A 15,923-nucleotide genomic window follows, 5' to 3' on the forward strand; every position below is an offset into this window, starting at 1 on the left:
GCGACTACTTCGCCGCCCGCTGCTGGTCCGCCAGCCACTGCGCGTAGGTGGCGCCGCCGCGGATCGCGTTCTCAGCGGGCAGGTTCGAGCCTTCGGCGAAGCGACGCATCGTGCCGCCCACGGCCGGCAGGCGCACGACATGTGGCGTGCGCCGGCCCTCCACATGGGCGGTGAGCACGGCGAGTTCGCGAGCTGACATCGTCTCCGGCCCGGCATACTCCGTGACGCCCGTCCGCAGCTTCTCGTCGAGTGCCAGATCGACCAACTGCGTTGCCAGCCAGGCGGAGTCGACGGGCGCGAACCGCAGGCCGCGCATGCCGATCCCGAACCCGGCGAGGTTGCTGCCGACCAGGCGGTGCACCAGCTCGTGCACCTGGGTGGCCCGCGCGATCACGTGTGGTCGTCCCGAGTCGGTCACCGCGGTCTCCGCCGCCGCCTTCGCGCGGTAGTAGGGAAGCGGGTTGTCCCAGCAGCCGACGATCGACACGTGGACCAGCCGGGCCTGCGGATTGTGCTCGCCGAGCGCGGTGCAGAGCCGGCGGGTGCCCGCGATGTCGACCTCCTGCGTGTGCTTCGCGTCGCTGGCGCAGTGGATCACCGCCTGCACCCCGTCGATCGCTTCGGCGAGACCGGCACCCGTGCCGAGATCGCCCTCGACCTCGTGCGACCCCGGCGCGGCCCTGCCCGTGGATCGGGTGAGAACCGTTGCGGACACACCGGATCGGAGTAGCTCGCGGACGACCTGCGAGCCGATCGTCCCGGTGCCGCCGGTGACCAGCACCGGTTGCCGGGCCAGTCCGGGCAGGCCCGGTACGAACTGCGGTGGATCGGTGGCCTGCGACATCAGTCCTCCAGGTCGTCCGGATGTATGCCGATCACGTGCGCGACCTGCTCGGCCAGGACCTCCCAGACCAGCTCGGCGAGTTCGCTGTCCTCGGCAGCACGCGACTCGATGGGTCTGCGATAGAGCACGACGCGTGCGGAGCTGCCGCGGCCGGCGGCGTAGGCGCGCCCGAGCGCGAGGTCGTGCTCCCAGGGTGGCGGATCGGTCGACGGAACGTCCTCCACGGCGAACTCGATGCCGTCGAGCTTGCGCTTCAGCCGGCGTTCGAGGTTCTCGACACCGTCGAGCACGAGCTCGTCGAACTGCGCCGAGCGGCTGCGCATCGCCGGCACCGGCGGCCACGCGAGCGGCCCACGAAAACCACGCCCCCGCCGATCTCCACTCATGACGGTTTCCTCGTTCCTCGGGCACCGTCAAGAGGCTGAGCCCGCGGTCGCTCGCTGCGCTCGCTCATGCCCCCAACCCTAAGCCAGCGGGACGACCGGCGCGCCGAACGCCCACTGGCGGCAGCGTGTTCTAGAGTCGAGCAACGTGACCGGTCCCAGAGTGAAGCGCCTGTGTTCTCGCACTGCCTGCAAGTCGGTCGCGGTCGCCACTCTGACCTACGTGCACGCCGATCAGACGGCGGTGCTCGGGCCGCTCGCGACGTTCGCCGAGCCGCACACCTACGACCTGTGCGCCGATCACACCACGCGGCTGACCGCGCCGCGCGGCTGGAACGTCGTGCGACTGGCCATCGACCTCACGGAGCCCGAGCCGACCCCCGACGACCTGCTCGCACTGGCGGACGCGGTGCGGGCGGCAGCGGAGCCACCCCGGCCGGCCCCGCAGGCACCGCGCGCGGGGGAGCGACCGGTCCTGACTGTACTGCCGGGCAGGGAATAAGCTCGCCACTTGTGACAGCACCGAGGCTCGCCGACTTCTGCAAGGCGTATGACGTTCGCGGGCTCGTGCCCGATCAGCTGAACGACGAGGTCGCCGCCGCGATCGGCGCTGCCTTCGCCGCGGTGGTGGCCGTGCCCGAGGGGGCGTCGGCGGTCGTCATCGGGCACGACATGCGGCCGAGTTCGCCGTCGTTGGCCGACGCGTTCGCACGCGGGGTCACGTCGCAGGGACTCGACGTCGTACTGGTCGGGCTGTGCTCGACCGACGGGCTCTACTACGCCAGCGGCGCCCTCGACCTGCCGGGCGCGATGTTCACGGCCAGTCACAACCCGGCGCAGTACAACGGCATCAAACTGTGCCGGCAGGGCGCCCGGCCGGTGAGCCGGGAGACCGGGCTCACCGAGATCACTGAGCTCGCCCAGGGCTGGCTGGACGACCCGTCGAGCCGGTCGACGGCAGACCGGCAGGGGTCGATCGATCGTCGTGACCTGCTGGGCGACTACGCCGCATTCCTGCGGGGTCTGGTCGACCTGTCGGGCAACCGCCGGTTGAAGGTCGTCGTGGACGCCGGTAACGGGATGGGCGGTCACACCGTCCCGGCGGTGCTCGGCACCGCGGCGGGACTGCCGGAGTTGCCGATCGACGTGGTGCCGTTGTTCTTCGAGCTCGACGGCACCTTTCCCAACCACGAGGCCAATCCGTTGGAGCCGGAGAACCTGCGTGACCTGCAGCGCGCGGTGGTCGAACATCACGCCGATGCCGGGGTGGCGTTCGACGGCGACGCCGACCGGTGTTTCGTGGTCGACGAGCGGGGCGAGCCGGTCAGCCCGTCGGCGGTCACCGCCCTGGTCGCGTCCCGCGAGATAGCCAAGGCCGGTCGCGGTGCGCGCATCGTGCACAACCTCATCTCGTCCAGGGCGGTGCCGGAGATCATCACCGAGTGCGGCGGCGAGCCGGTGCGCACGCGGGTCGGCCACTCGTTCATCAAGGCCGAGATGGCCTCGCATCAGGCAGTTTTCGGCGGCGAGCACTCGGCGCACTACTACTTCAAGGATTTCTGGTTCGCCGATACCGGGATGCTGGCCGCCATGCACGTGCTGGCCGCGCTCGGTGAGCAGGAGCTCCCCCTGTCGGAGCTGGCCTCGTCATACAGCAGGTATGTCGCCTCGGGGGAGATCAACTCCCGGGTCGGTGACGCCGCGGCGGCGACCGAGCGTGTCCGGGCCTGGGCCGTGGACGAAGGGGTTGTCGAGGACCGGTTGGACGGGTTGACGCTCACCCACGAGGACGAGCCGATGTGGTGGCTGAACGTACGCGGCAGCAACACCGAGCCACTGCTGCGACTCAACGTCGAAGCGGTGGATCGTGCAACCATGGAACGGGTGCGGGACAGCGCCCTGCAGCAGATTCGCGAGGAGACCCGAGCATGACTGTGGAGATCGACACCTGGTTGCGCGAGATCCTGCGCTGCCCCGTCGGATTGCACGAACTCGTCGACGGCACCCGGCCCGACGGCCGGCCGGAGCTGCAGTGCGCTGTGGACTGCGGCGGTCCGGGGCAGCGACGCGGCTATCCGATCGAGGACGGCATACCAGTGCTCCTCGTCGACGAGTCCCGCGTGTTCACAGTCTGATTCGAGCGCCACGATGCCCTACCTGGACGAGGCCTGCCTGGACGATCCGGACGAGTTGGCGCGACGCGACTCACGGGACACGTTACGAGCTCTGGCGACCGCCGGCGCGCAGGTGCGCGAGGCGGTGACGCTGTCCACCGAGGGTGGCATCGACCGGGTGAGTTACGGGGACCGGCCGCGATCGGTCGTGGTGGCGGCGCTCGGCGGTAGCGCCGTCGTGGCCGATGTCCTGGAGATGCTCGCCGAACCCTCCTCCCCGGTGCCGGTGACCGTGCGGCGCAACCTGCCGATCCCGGGTTGGGTGGGGTCGCTCGATCTGGTGATCGCCGTCTCGCTGTCCGGTCGCGCCGAGGGGCCGGTGGCCGTCGCGCGGGAGGCCGCCCGGCGGGGTGCGGCCCTGCTCACCGTCGGCGCCGAGGACTCGCCCCTGGCGGAGGTGAGTCATCGGGCACGCGGCGTCCACATCGGGGTCGGGCACGGGCGTGCCTCGTCGCGCACCTCGTTGTGGTCCCTGCTGACGCCGGTGCTGATGGCCGGCGACAGTCTCGGCCTCATCGACGTGCCCGCGTCGGTCCTTCCGGACGTCGCACGTCGGCTGGACGAGCAGGCCGAAGCCTGCCGGCCGTCGTCGGAGTCGTTCGTCAACCCGGCGAAACTGATCGCGCTGCAGGCCGCGGAGACCGTGCCGGTGGTGCTCGGTGACGGCGCCCTGGCCGGAGTGGCGGCACGGCGGGCGGCGGCGATGCTCGCCCAGACCGCACGCATCCCCGCGACCTGGGGCGAGTTGCCGGACGCGGCGTCCCAGGTGGTCGCCTGCTTCGACGGCCCGTTCACCGCGGGTGGCGGCGCCGGAGCCTCGACGGCACGCCAGGCGGACATCTTCGCCGACCCCTTCCTGGACGCGCCGGCCCAACCCAAGCTGGGCCTGATGATGTTGCGCGACGCGCCCGTCCGGCCGCCGACCCCCGAGAGCGACGCCGCGCAGTCCCTGACCGAGGCGGTGCTCGGCACGGCGCGAGCGGCCGGTGCCCATGTGATCGAATCCACTGCGGCTGAAGGACATTCGGTGGAACGCCTGGCCGAGTTGATGTCCCTCACGGACTTCGCGGCGACCTACCTGGCGTTGGGGCTCGGCGTCGACCCGGCGGTCTCACCGCACGTTGCGGACCTGCGCGACCGGACCTCCGGACAGCTCTAGGAGCCGGCCGCTGTCGGCCTCGCACCGATCAGCGCGGTGTCCGCGACGGCCACCGCGAGCAGCACCAGCGCGGTGATGACGAACACCGGCCGCAGCCCGAGATGCGCCCCGACATAGCCGCCCATCAACGGTCCGGTGACCTGCCCGACGTACTGCGCCGACACCGACAGGCCGAGGACACGGCCCACGACGCGATCGGGCACCCGGTGACGGATCGCGGCGGTGATGGCGGGCATCAGACCACCCAGCGCGGCGCCCATGAGCAGCCGCAAGATCGCCAGCACGACGACGTTCGGTGCGGCGGCCTGGGCGAGCAGGAGCAGGCCGGCGACGAAGAGCGACCCGGTGATCACCGTGAGGTGGCCGATGCGGTCTCCGAGCCGCCCGAGCCTGGGTGCCGAGACGATGCTGCCCGCGGCGCCCAGCGCCATGATCACGCCGGCGCCGAACGACGCGTGGCCCGATCCGTGCATCAACTCCTCGACGAAGACGGTGATGGTCGGCTCCACGGACATGGTGGCGAACAGCAGCAGGCTGGAGGTGGCCAGCAGCATCGCGACGATCGCTGGCTGGGGCAGTTGTGCCCAGGTCCGGCCCGGACGTGCGTCCTTGCTGCGCGGTGGCTTCCGGTCCTCGTGCAGCAGGGTAGTGGTGGCGATGAAAGTCAGGAAGATCAACCCGCCGGCGACGAAGAACGTGGTGCGGACGCCGACCAGTTCCGGGGCGAAGCCACCGAACAGCGGTCCGACGATGTTGCCGGCCATGACCCCGCCGGAGAGGATGCCGAGCGCCCACGCGCTGCGGTGCTTCGGTGTCTGTGCGGCCACCAGGATGGTCGACCCGGAGGCGTAGCCGCCGAGCAGCCCGGTGAGCAGGCGCAGCGCCACCAGCTGCAAGACGTTCTGCGCGAGGCCGATGCACGACATCACGATCGCCATTCCGAGGCTGGCGCGGATGAGCATTGACTTGCGGCCGAAGCGGTCGCCGAGCGCGCCCCATACCGGCGCCGTCAGGGCTGCCGTGAAGAACGTCGCGCTGTAGGCGATGCCCGACCAGCGGAGCACCGATGCCTGGTCGTGCACGCCCAGTTGCTCGACGAAGATCGGCAGGTAGGGGATCAGCATCGTCATCGCGACGATCGTGGTGAACGAACCACCCACACAGACAAAGAGATTGCGCCTCCAGTGCGTCCCCTCCGTCATGGAGCCAGCCTGCTCCTGGTCGTCCGGATTGTGAACATACTTCTCGCAATATGGGACCGATCAGGAGTGGGTCGGCCGCAGCGTTGGACTCGCGCCGGCGGAGCCGAGTGGGGGAGGCGTGTGTCCGGGCCGCGTCGACATACCCTTGAGTCGTGACGCATTTCGACCTGGCCATCATCGGCACTGGCTCCGGTAACTCACTCGTGACACCCGATTTCGACGACAAACGGGTGGCCGTCATCGAGGAGGGCCTCTTCGGCGGGACATGCCTCAACGTCGGCTGCATCCCGACCAAGATGTTCGTGTATGCCGCAGAGGTGGCCGACACGATCCGCGGATCGGCGACGTATGGCGTCGACTCCACCCTGGACGGCGTGCGGTGGCGTGACATCCGCGATCGCATCTTCGGGCGGATCGATCCGATCGAGGCCGGCGGGCGGGACTACCGGGTCAACGGGCCGAACACCACGGCCTACCTCGGGCATGCCGAATTCGTCGGTCCCCGGGAACTGCGTGTGCAGGTCGGTGACCATGTCGACGAGGTCACCGCCGACCGGATCGTCATCGCGACCGGCGCACATTCCGTTGTCCCGGAGGCGATCTCGCAGTCCGGCGTTCCCTTCCACACCAGTGACACAATCATGCGGATCGACGAGCTGCCGTCCTCGATCGTCATCCTCGGTGGCGGCTTCATCGCCTCCGAGTTCGCGCACGTCTTCAGCGCGCTCGGGGTGGACGTCCGGGTGGTCACGCGCGGAGCGCGCATGCTGCGCAAGGAGGACGAGCGGATCAGTGCGGAGTTCACGGCACTGGCGGATCGTCAGTGGGACGTGCACCTGAGCGCCGAGGTCGTCGGCGCGAAGAGTTCCGCCGGCGAGGTCGCGCTGGAGCTCGCATCGGGTGAGTTGGTCAGTGCCGAGCTGCTCCTCGTCGCGACCGGACGGCGTCCGAACACCGAGCGTCTCGGGCTCGGAAAAGCCGGAATAGCCACCGAATCCGACGGCCGCGTGACGGTCGACGAGTTCGGCCGGACGAACGTGCCGGGTGTGTGGTCGCTCGGCGACGCCAGCTCGCCATACCAGCTCAAGCACGTCGCCAACCACGAGGCGCGGGTCGTCGCGCACAACCTGGTGCACCCGGACGACCTGCAGGCGTTCGACCACCGATTCGTGCCCTCGGCGGTGTTCACCCATCCACAGATCGCCTCGGTCGGTATGACGGAGGCGGCAGCCCGCGAGTCGGGGGCCGACGTGACGGTCAAGGTGCAGGAGTTCGGTGGCACGGCATACGGCTGGGCGATGGAGGACACCACGAGCATCTTCAAGGTCGTCGCGGATCGCCGTACGAAGCTGATCCTCGGCGCGCACGTGATGGGGCCGATGGCGAGCACGCTCATCCAGCCGATCATCCAGGCGATGAGCTTCGGGCAGACGGCGCCCGAGGTGGCCCGCGGGCAGTACTGGATCCACCCGGCGCTCGCGGAGGTCGTCGAGAACGCCCTGCTGGGTCTCGAGTTCGACTGACCCTCGCCGGTGTGCGGTCGCTGAACGTTTCCTGCATAGACTTCGCGCATGGCTGGCGGACTGGTTGCGCTGCTCGACGATGTCGCGGCGCTCGCGAAACTCGCTGCGGCGTCGCTCGACGACGTGGGTGCGGCGACCGGTAAGGCGAGCGCCAAGGCGGTCGGTGTCGTCGTCGACGACACCGCGGTCACCCCGCGGTATGTCGAGGGCCTGTCGGCGCAGCGCGAACTGCCGATCATCAAGAAGATCGCGATCGGATCGCTGCGCAACAAGCTCCTGATCATCCTGCCGGTCGCCTTGATCCTCAGTCAGTTCGCCGAGTGGGCGCTGACGCCGATCCTGATGCTGGGCGGCACCTACCTGTCGTACGAGGGCGCCGAGAAGATCTGGGAGGCGTTGTCGGGCCATCACGCGGAGGCCGACGACGGCCCCAAGGACGAGGGCAAGGTCGTCGCCGGGGCGATCCGGACCGACCTGATCCTGTCCGCGGAGATCATGGTGATCGCGCTCAACGAGGTCGATCACGAACCGTTCCTGGAGCGGGCGTTCATCCTCATCGTCGTGGCGTTCCTCATCACCGCGCTCGTGTACGGCGTGGTGGCGCTGATCGTGAAGATGGACGACATCGGCCTCGCCCTCGCCGACGGGGCGACCGGCGCGCGCGAACGGATCGGCCGCGGCCTCGTCACCGGAATGCCGAAGGTGATGGCGGTGTTGTCGACGGTGGGCATCGTTGCGATGCTCTGGGTCGGCGGCCACATCCTGCTGAGCGGCTTCGACGAGATCGGCTGGCATGCGCCATACAGCCTGGTGCACCACGTGGAGCACGCGGTCCACGACGCCACCGGTTTCCTCGGCGCGACGCTGGGTTGGGTTGTGAACACGTTCTTCTCGGCGGTGCTGGGAGCGATCGTCGGTGCCATCGTGGTGGCGATCTTGCATGTTCTGCCGCGACGCGGAGAGCGCGTTCAGCCGTCGGAGAGCTGAGCCTCACCCGCGAGCCGGACGCCCATGACCGCCCAGTCGGTGAGGGGGCGGGGCAGCGCGTCGCAGGGGAACCAGCCGACTTCGTCGATCTCCCCGTCCTCCGGGCTGACGGCTGCCGGAGCGCCCTCGGCGAAGCTGCCGGCATACAGGATCCGTATGCCGTGACGCTCGATGCCGTCGTCGGAATCGTAGGTGTTGGAGTGGATCCCGAGGATCTGTCCGATGACTGGAGTCAACCCGGTTTCCTCCACGCACTCGCGCACGGCGGCATCTGCCGGTGCCTCGCCGAACTCGATGCCACCGCCGGGTAGCGTCCACTTCCCTTGCGCGGGACCGGCCGACACCTGGTGGGACAATAGGACTCGGCCGTGGTGAGCACATACGACATACGCTCCTGGGCGGACCAGACGTTGGGTCGGCACGGCTACGCGGGATGCGGTTGTTGGTGACGCGCCGCGAAATCTGCGACGTAGGCGGCCTGTCCGGGGGTTTCGATCGCGCCGTGTTCGTAGTGGGCGCGCACGTAGGCGATCGCGTCGGCAGCCGGCAGGCCGTCGAGAATCGTCAGGCAGGCCAACGCTGTGCCGGTGCGGCCCAGGCCGCCCATGCAGGCCACTTCGACGCGTTCGTCGGCCGCACGGCGCCACGCTTCGGCGAGAGCCAGGTCGGCATCCTCCGGGTCGGTGGGTACGCCGAAGTCAGGCCAGTCGACCCACCGGTGTTGCCAGGTCGCGCCCTCGACGGGCGCGTGCAGCAGGTAAACGCCGAAGTCCGGATCCGGCGTCATCTCCGGGTGCGCCTGTAATCCGCGGCCGCGCACCAGTCGCCCCGACGGGAGGGTGAGGACGCGGTCGTCGGTCGCGCTCCAGAGACTCATGGAGTCACCGTAGATCCCGTGCCTGCGGGCCTGTCGACAGGCTGCGTTCCGAGTTGGCGATGTGGACAACATTGGTGGTCGAAAACCGTTGAATTACAGCATGTTTCATGAGATAATCGAACACATGAGCGAAGCACTGCAGGGGAGTGGGTCAGGTGTCGACGACGTCCTGGACGCCGCTGCGCTGCGTGCGTTCCACCAGCGACTCTCCGGTCCCGCGGGTGACGAAGAGTTGCTGGACCAGATCAGGGCCTGCGAAGAGTTGAAGAACTCTCTGAGTGCGCTGCAGGCGCGGTTGACGGTTGCCGCGCACGAGCAACAACAAGCACTGGACGTGGCCCGCGGCGTCGATCGGGCGGAGACCGCCCGACTGGTCGGCTCCCAGGTCGCCCTGGCCCGCCGGTGTGCTCCGCACCTGGGCTCCCGGCTGCTCGGTCTGGCGCACGCGGTGACCCGGGAGATGCCGCACACCGGTGACGCGTTGGCCGCCGGGGTCATCACCGAATGGGACGCTACCGCGCTGTGTCGCGAGACCGCGTGCCTGACCCGGGACGACCGGGCTGCGGTGGACGAGGCCGTGGCCGACCAACTCGGCACCGTCAGCCACACCCGCCTTGCAGCCACGGCCCGCGAGCACGCCTACCGGCTGGATCCGGTGGCCGTCACCGCCCGCCGGGCACGGGCCGAGTCCGAACGCCGTGTCAGCCTGCGGCCGGCCCCGGACAGCATGACCCGGCTGACCGCGCTGCTGCCGGTCAAGGACGGCGTCGCGTGCTATGCGGCACTGTCCGCGTTCGCCAACACGCATGCCACACCCGAGCACCCGCGCGGGCAGGTGATGGCCGACACCCTGGTCGAACGCGTCACCGGCCACAGTCGCGACGAGGGTGTGGACGTGCAGGTCAACCTGGTGATGCCACTGGACACCCTGACCGGCGACATACCTGCCTACGTGCCCGGCTACGGACCGATCCCGGCCGACCTGGCCCGCGACTGGGTCGCCGACCCCGAGCGGGCGGTGCAACTGCGGCGGTTGTTCACCTTCCCCGACACCGGTGATCTGGTTGGCATGGAGTCGCGGGCACGCACCTACACCGGGCTGCTGGCCGACTTCATCAGGCTGCGCGACCAGACCTGTCGCACACCGTTCTGCAACGCACCGATCCGGCACACTGATCACATCACTCCCCACGCTCACGGAGGGCCGACCAACGAACGCAACGGCCAGGGCCTGTGTGCACGGTGCAACCTCACCAAAGAACACCCCGACCTGCAGGTGACCGGAGATGCCACCGAGACCACCGTCTCCACGGGTGGGCTCGCAGCGACCAGTCACCCACCGAGCCCACCCGGGCAGCCGCCGCCCAGCAGATCACACGTCGAGCGCACCCTGATCGACATCACCTGGACACACTGGGCCATCCCACATCTGCGGCCCGACGAGAACTAGTCGCGCGACCTCAGTGAGTTCGCGGACTCATCCGGTAGACGTTGGTCTCGCGACGCTCGAAGCCGAGCCGCTGGTAGAGACGGTTCGCCGCAGTGCGGCTTGGTCGTGAGGTGAGATCGACAGTCCGAGCGCCGTGCTCGGCCGCCTGATCGACAGCCCTGCGAACCAGCATGCTTCCCGCACCGGTACCCCGGGCGTCCTTCGACACCACGACGTCTTCGATCCAGGCACGAATGCCGGTGGGGAGGGGGAACGTGGCCAGCGTCAGCATCCCGATCACCTCCTGCCCGCTCTCGGCCACGAACAGGTCGGTCGCATCGTGCGTGATCAGGCTGGTGAGTTCGTCGTACGACAGAGGCGGCGCCGACGACGACAGCTCGGTCGTCAATCGCACGATCGCGGAGTACAACTCGCGCGACGGCTCCGTGACGAGAGAAATCGTCAGTGGTGATGTCATCGTGTGCCCTCCGGAGGCTCGGCGCCGACGTCCGCCCACACCTCGGTGAGTTCGGCGATCAGACCGTCGCGCTCGGTGATGAAGCTGGCGACCTGGAACTCCTCGGTGCTGCCGTGCGATCCGCCGACGATGCGGGCGCGGCACACCGCACGGTTACCGGCGGCCACGACATCGAGGACCTCCAACCGTTCGAACCCCGGGTATTCGGCGTTGAGACGCACCCAGCCTTCAGCGTCGAGCCTCTCGCCCGTGTGCACGTAACGGCAGACGAAGTCCGCGTGCAGCAGTTCGGCCAATGCGTCCCACGAGTGCGCGTTGATCCGCGCGCACAACTCTCGTAGCAGTTCCTCTGCGGTCGCCATGTCCGGAGCCTAACCAGGTGGGCCGACAGCTCTTGGCTGTCTCGGCCGGCACCGTAGCCTGAGCAGCATGACCATCAGGGTGCCGTACACGCCACTGCCCATCGATCAGACCGATGTCGTGTACGAGCACGGCCCCGCCTCTATGCGCCGCGATGACGTACCGCAAGGCGTCACAACAGATTTCACGATCACCGACAGCTTCCAGGACGGCTGGTGGTACCTCGACCCCGAGGACGACGTGCGCGCAGCGGTCGTGCTCGACAACCGGACGACCTGCGCTGGCTCTGGCGCGACTAGCGGGGTAGTCCAGGCAGCCAGCTCTCCGCGGCTGCGACGAACTCGTCGCGTGACAGTGCACCGGCACCAGCCGGTATGGCGCCGAGCAGCGGCACCGCGCCGGCATCCAACGCCTCACGATTGCTGATCTCGACCACCGAGGGTGTCAGCGGCCAGGACCCGATCAGCACACCCAGCGGGTGCACCCCGCGATGTTCCAACGCCTCCAGCGTGAGCGCCGTGTGATTCAGCGTCCCGAGCGCCGACCGCGCCACCACGACCACTGGAGCGGCCAACTCGTGCGCCAGGTCGGCGATGGTCTCGCCCGCGTCCGTGAGTTCGACCAGCAACCCGCCGGCACCTTCCACGAGCACGAGGTCGTATGACGTCTCGAGCTGCCGGACGCGGCCGACGTGTTCCTCGAGCGACGGGAGTGCTGCCGCTTCCAACGCGGCCGCGGGTCGCGGCGCCATCGCCGCCCCCAGTCGCGCACCGTCCTCGCCGCGCACACCGGTCAGCCGTTCCACCACCGCCACGTCACCCGGTTCGTCACAGGCGACACCGGTCTGCGTCGGCTTGTACACGACGACCGAGGATCCTCGCTCGCCGGCGGAAGCAGCAATCGCCGCAGTAGCAATGGTTTTCCCGACGTCGGTGTCGGTCCCGCTCACCACGATGACGCTCATTGCGCAACCTGTGTGCACCGGCGACCGGCGGTGGCGATCTTCGTCGCGGCGTCGTCCACGGCGGACAGCGGCAGATCCGCACGCGCCGTGATGCGCAGCCGGGACACACCGTCCGGCACGCTCGGCGGACGGAAGCACCCGACCAGAACCCCGTTGGCACGCAACGCTTCCCGAGCGGCCACCGCGGTCGCCGGATCGGGCGTCGGCAACGACTGCACCACTCCTGCGGCCGGTCGGATGCCGCAACGTTCGCTGATGACCGCGGCACGTTCGTGGACCGCACGCGCCAGGAGGGGGTCGGCGCTGACCAACCGGGCAGCCACCAGCGCAGCGCCCGCCGCGGCCGGCGCGAGCCCGGTGTCGAAGATGAACGAGCGTGCCGAGTTCACCAGGTGGTCGCGCACCGTCCCGTCGGTCAGCACGGCGCCACCTTGTGAGCCAAGGGATTTCGACAGGGTCGCGGTGAGGACGAGGTCCGACGCTCCCGCGAGACCGAGAGAATGCACGAGCCCGCGGCCGGCACCGGCGACACCGATCCCGTGTGCCTCGTCGACCACCAGCAGGGCGCCGTGGGCGCGACAGACGGCATACAGCTCGTCGACCGGCGCGGCATCCCCGAGGACCGAGTAGATCGACTCGACCGCGACCAGGACACGCACACCGTCCAGTGCCCGCAACCGCGCGTCCAGCGCGCCAGGATCGTTGTGCGGGAACGTCTCGTACGGGGATCGTGACATTCTGGCCGCATCGTGCAGCGAGGCATGCGCGTGCGCGTCCAACAGGATGTGCGCACCCCGTCCGGTGAGAGCGCTCACGACGCCGAGGTTCGCGGCATACCCGGTCGAAAAGACAAGGGCTGCAGGCCAACCGGTCAACCCACACAAACTCGCTTCGAGTTCGTGATGCACCGGAAGTGTGCCCGTGACCAGCCGTGATGCGCCCGCGCCCGCCCCATATCGCTCGGCCGCCTCCACAGCACCGGCAATCACCCGCGGGTCGCGCGACAACCCCAGGTAGTCGTTCGAAGCCAGGTCGACGATCGTGTCGTCCCGAACGACCGGATCAGCGCGTTGCACACCACGTTCCGCGCGCAGCGCGTCCCGCTCCGCGAGCCATGCGGACCACCTCATCCGTGCACCTCCTCGACCGCCGCCACCATGCCACGACAGATCGTTGCGACCTCCTCGTCGCTGCAGATGTATGGCGGCATCGCATAGACCAGATCGCGGAACGGCCTGACCCACACGCCGTTCCGCACCGCGGCAGCGGTCACCGCCGGCACGTCGACAGGTCGCCCGAGTTGTATGACGCCGACGGCGCCGACGGTGCGCACGTCCACCACGGAGGTGAGGTCGGTCGCCGGAGCCAGACCATGCCGTAACGCGTCGCCCACACGTGCGACATCGCGACTCCAGGTGCGCTCGAGCAGGTCGAGGGAGGCGTTCGCGATGGCGCAGGCCAACGGATTGGCCATGAAGGTCGGTCCGTGCAGCAGTGCACGGAAAGGGGACCCGGTGATCGCGGCGCCGACCTGCGCGGTCGTCAGCACTGCCGCGAGCGACAGGTAGCCGCCGGTGAGGGCCTTGCCCACACAGATGACGTCCGGCGACACATTTGCCCATTCACACGCGAAGAGCGTTCCGGTGCGGCCGAATCCGGTGGCGATCTCGTCGGCGATCAACAACATGCCGTGCTCGTCGGCCACCTCACGCATGACCTGCAGGCAGCGCGGGTGGTAGGGCCGCATCCCGCCCGCCCCTTGCAGGATCGGCTCCACGATGATCGCCGCGAGCTCACCGGCGTGCGCCGCCGCCAGAGCCCGGAAGGACGACTCCCACCTCGCCATCGCGGATTCGTCGGACTCCCATCGTCCGTCGGCGTCGAGAACCGCGATGGGTGGCCGCGGCGCGAAGACCTGGGTCGCGAGGACGCCCGGAAAGGCCGAGTGCATCCCGTCCACCGGGTCGCACACGCTCATCGCCGCGAAGGTGTCGCCGTGATAACCGCCGCGCACTGTTAGGAAGCTCTGCCGGTCGGGTCGGCCCACCGCGGCCTGGTACTGCAGCGCCAGCTTCAGTGCGACCTCCACCGAGACCGACCCGGAGTCGGCGAAGAAGACGTGCGCCATCGGGCCCGGTGCCAGGCGGACCAACCGTTCCGCGAGGCCGACCGCCGGCTCGTGCGTCAGTCCGCCGAACATCACGTGGCTGAAACTGTCGACCTGTGCGTGTGCGGCCCCGTCCAGCACCGGGTGCCGATAGCCGTGCACCGCGCACCACCACGACGCCATGGCGTCGACAACCTCGGTCACCGTTCCGTCCGCACACTGCAGGGTCAACCGTGCCCCGGACGCGGCCGAAACGACATACGGTGCAGGCCCGTCCAGCGGTGCATACGGATGCCACACCAGTCCCTGATCGCGGTCGAGCAGCGCACGCTCAGGCATTGGGTCGCAGTCCGGTGCCCGCACCGCGACGGCGGATGGACGGATCACGACCCGCGTCCCGCTCCGGCGTCGCCTCCGCGCCGAGCACCGCGAAGCCGTTGTCCTCGATGAGCGCCAGGTCGTCCGTGGCGGCCTGGCCCTCGGACGTCAGGTAGTCGCCGAGGAAGATCGAGTTCGCCAGGTGCAGGGCCTGCCCCTGCAGTGACCGCAGGTGCAGCTCCCGGCCGCCAGCGATGCGGATCTCCTTGTCGGGACACACCATTCGCGCCATGGCCAGGATGCGCAGGCAGCGCAGCGGCGTGAGCTCCCAGGTGCCCTCCAGCGGGGTCCCGTCGAAGGGCATCAGGAAGTTGACCGGGATCGAGGCGGAGTCCAGTTCACGCAACGCGAAGAGTGCCTCCACCAGTTGCTCGTCGGTCTCACCGAGCCCGGCGATGAGTCCGGAGCAGGGGGAGAGGCCGGCCTCCGTCGCCTTCCCGATGGTGTCGACGCGGTCGGCGTAGGTGTGTGTCGTCACGATCGAATCGTGATGCGACTCAGCGGTGTTGATGTTGTGGTTGTACGCATCGACGCCGGCCGCCCGCAGCTTCTCCGCCTGGCCGTCCTGCAGCAGGCCGAGACACGCACAGACCTCGACCTGCGGGTGACTGTCCTTCAGGGCGCTGACCATCGCGCTCACCCGGTCGACATCGCGGTTCGTCGGGCCACGCCCGCTGCTGACCAGACAGACCCGTGACGCGCCCCCGCGCACGCCCGCCGTGGCCTGGTCGATCGCCTCGTCGGTCCGCAGCCACTTGTACTTCAGGATGTCCGCCTGCGAGCCGAGCGCCTGCGAGCAGTAGTGGCAGTCCTCGGGGCAGAGGCCGGACTTGAGGTTGACCAGGTAGTTCACCTTCACCGTGTCGCCGAAATAGCGGCGCCGCAACCGTGCGACGGACGCGGTGAGGGCGAGCACGTCCTGGTCCGGCGTCAGCAGCACGGCGAGCGCGTCCTCGGGCGTTGCCGGGTCGCCTGCAAGAATCTCACTGACACGGTCGTCGAGCGACGTCACGGTATTGAACACCGTTCAAGTATGCCGTGACGGGCGACACACCTGC

General features: G+C 69.1%; 18 protein-coding genes. 7 read left to right on the forward strand and 11 right to left on the reverse strand.

Annotation, left to right across the window (positions count from 1 at the left end; genetic code table 11):
- Positions 1-4: 4 nt before the first annotated feature.
- The gene (locus FHU39_RS03505) at positions 5-844 is read right to left on the reverse strand and encodes an SDR family oxidoreductase (RefSeq protein ID WP_183319013.1); all 840 of its coding nucleotides are present in this window, start codon (positions 842-844) and stop codon (positions 5-7) included.
- Complete coding sequence (locus FHU39_RS03510; RefSeq protein WP_183319015.1) at positions 844-1,230, reverse strand: metallopeptidase family protein; 387 nt, start codon at positions 1,228-1,230, stop codon at positions 844-846. The genes FHU39_RS03505 and FHU39_RS03510 overlap by 1 nt, the downstream gene beginning before the upstream one ends.
- Before the next feature lie 145 nt (positions 1,231-1,375).
- On the opposite strand from FHU39_RS03510, the gene FHU39_RS03515 reads away from it, so the two are divergent.
- From FHU39_RS03515 to FHU39_RS03530, 4 genes are read left to right on the forward strand one after another with little or no spacing between them, the layout of a single operon-like run.
- Complete coding sequence (locus FHU39_RS03515) at positions 1,376-1,729, forward strand: DUF3499 domain-containing protein (protein WP_343065726.1); 354 nt, start codon at positions 1,376-1,378, stop codon at positions 1,727-1,729.
- A gap of 11 nt (positions 1,730-1,740) precedes the next feature.
- Positions 1,741-3,159, forward strand: a complete 1,419-nt coding sequence (locus FHU39_RS03520) for a phosphomannomutase/phosphoglucomutase (RefSeq protein ID WP_183319017.1) — start codon at positions 1,741-1,743, stop codon at positions 3,157-3,159.
- Complete coding sequence (locus FHU39_RS03525; protein ID WP_183319019.1) at positions 3,156-3,362, forward strand: Trm112 family protein; 207 nt, start codon at positions 3,156-3,158, stop codon at positions 3,360-3,362. Before FHU39_RS03520 ends, FHU39_RS03525 begins: the two co-directional genes overlap by 4 nt.
- Positions 3,363-3,375: 13 nt before the next feature.
- Positions 3,376-4,560, forward strand: coding sequence for an SIS domain-containing protein (locus FHU39_RS03530; protein ID WP_183319021.1), 1,185 nt, complete (start codon positions 3,376-3,378; stop codon positions 4,558-4,560).
- On the opposite strand, the gene FHU39_RS03535 is transcribed toward FHU39_RS03530, so the two are convergent.
- A complete protein-coding gene (locus FHU39_RS03535; RefSeq protein WP_183319023.1) occupies positions 4,557-5,762 on the reverse strand; it encodes an MFS transporter in 1,206 nt (401 codons plus the stop codon). The genes FHU39_RS03530 and FHU39_RS03535 overlap by 4 nt on opposite strands.
- Before the next feature lie 152 nt (positions 5,763-5,914).
- Here FHU39_RS03535 and FHU39_RS03540 point away from each other — a divergent pair, with 152 nt between their 5' ends.
- Together FHU39_RS03540 and FHU39_RS03545 are read left to right on the forward strand one after the other, a co-directional pair.
- Positions 5,915-7,285 carry a mycothione reductase gene (locus FHU39_RS03540; RefSeq protein WP_183319025.1) on the forward strand — a complete coding sequence of 457 codons (1,371 nt, stop codon included), beginning with the start codon at positions 5,915-5,917 and terminating at the stop codon, positions 7,283-7,285.
- A 48-nt stretch (positions 7,286-7,333) separates the two neighbouring features.
- A complete protein-coding gene (locus FHU39_RS03545; RefSeq protein ID WP_183319027.1) occupies positions 7,334-8,272 on the forward strand; it encodes a DUF808 domain-containing protein in 939 nt (312 codons plus the stop codon).
- Here FHU39_RS03545 and FHU39_RS03550 read toward each other — a convergent pair.
- Positions 8,254-8,694 carry an NUDIX hydrolase gene (locus FHU39_RS03550; RefSeq protein WP_343065727.1) on the reverse strand — a complete coding sequence of 147 codons (441 nt, stop codon included), beginning with the start codon at positions 8,692-8,694 and terminating at the stop codon, positions 8,254-8,256. The genes FHU39_RS03545 and FHU39_RS03550 overlap by 19 nt on opposite strands.
- Before the next feature lie 2 nt (positions 8,695-8,696).
- The gene (locus FHU39_RS03555) at positions 8,697-9,149 is read right to left on the reverse strand and encodes a protein-tyrosine phosphatase family protein (protein WP_183319030.1); all 453 of its coding nucleotides are present in this window, start codon (positions 9,147-9,149) and stop codon (positions 8,697-8,699) included.
- A 124-nt stretch (positions 9,150-9,273) separates the two neighbouring features.
- Here FHU39_RS03555 and FHU39_RS03560 point away from each other — a divergent pair, with 124 nt between their 5' ends.
- Positions 9,274-10,599 (forward strand): HNH endonuclease, encoded by a 1,326-nt coding sequence (locus tag FHU39_RS03560; RefSeq protein ID WP_183319032.1) that lies wholly within the window; start codon positions 9,274-9,276, stop codon positions 10,597-10,599.
- Positions 10,600-10,609: 10 nt separating this feature from the next.
- Here FHU39_RS03560 and FHU39_RS03565 read toward each other — a convergent pair whose 3' ends face one another.
- The 6 genes from FHU39_RS03565 to bioB all read right to left on the reverse strand — a co-directional run bounded on the left by FHU39_RS03565 (position 10,610) and on the right by bioB (position 15,889).
- A complete protein-coding gene (locus FHU39_RS03565) occupies positions 10,610-11,056 on the reverse strand; it encodes a GNAT family N-acetyltransferase (RefSeq protein ID WP_221185114.1) in 447 nt (148 codons plus the stop codon).
- A complete protein-coding gene (locus FHU39_RS03570) occupies positions 11,053-11,418 on the reverse strand; it encodes a nuclear transport factor 2 family protein (protein ID WP_183319034.1) in 366 nt (121 codons plus the stop codon). Before FHU39_RS03570 ends, FHU39_RS03565 begins: the two co-directional genes overlap by 4 nt.
- 293 nt (positions 11,419-11,711) lie before the next feature.
- The gene (gene bioD, locus FHU39_RS03575) at positions 11,712-12,380 is read right to left on the reverse strand and encodes a dethiobiotin synthase (RefSeq protein WP_183319036.1); all 669 of its coding nucleotides are present in this window, start codon (positions 12,378-12,380) and stop codon (positions 11,712-11,714) included.
- On the reverse strand, positions 12,377-13,510 hold the full coding sequence (locus FHU39_RS03580; protein WP_183319038.1) for an 8-amino-7-oxononanoate synthase: 1,134 nt from the start codon (positions 13,508-13,510) through the stop codon (positions 12,377-12,379). Before FHU39_RS03580 ends, bioD begins: the two co-directional genes overlap by 4 nt.
- The gene (locus FHU39_RS03585) at positions 13,507-14,826 is read right to left on the reverse strand and encodes an adenosylmethionine--8-amino-7-oxononanoate transaminase (protein ID WP_183319040.1); all 1,320 of its coding nucleotides are present in this window, start codon (positions 14,824-14,826) and stop codon (positions 13,507-13,509) included. The genes FHU39_RS03580 and FHU39_RS03585 overlap by 4 nt, the downstream gene beginning before the upstream one ends.
- Positions 14,819-15,889: a biotin synthase BioB gene (gene bioB, locus FHU39_RS03590; protein ID WP_425484756.1), complete on the reverse strand. Its 1,071-nt coding sequence runs from the start codon at positions 15,887-15,889 to the stop codon at positions 14,819-14,821. Before bioB ends, FHU39_RS03585 begins: the two co-directional genes overlap by 8 nt.
- Positions 15,890-15,923 lie beyond the last annotated feature (34 nt).

The organism is Flexivirga oryzae (assembly GCF_014190805.1).
Lineage (GTDB): Bacteria > Actinomycetota > Actinomycetes > Actinomycetales > Dermatophilaceae > Flexivirga > Flexivirga oryzae.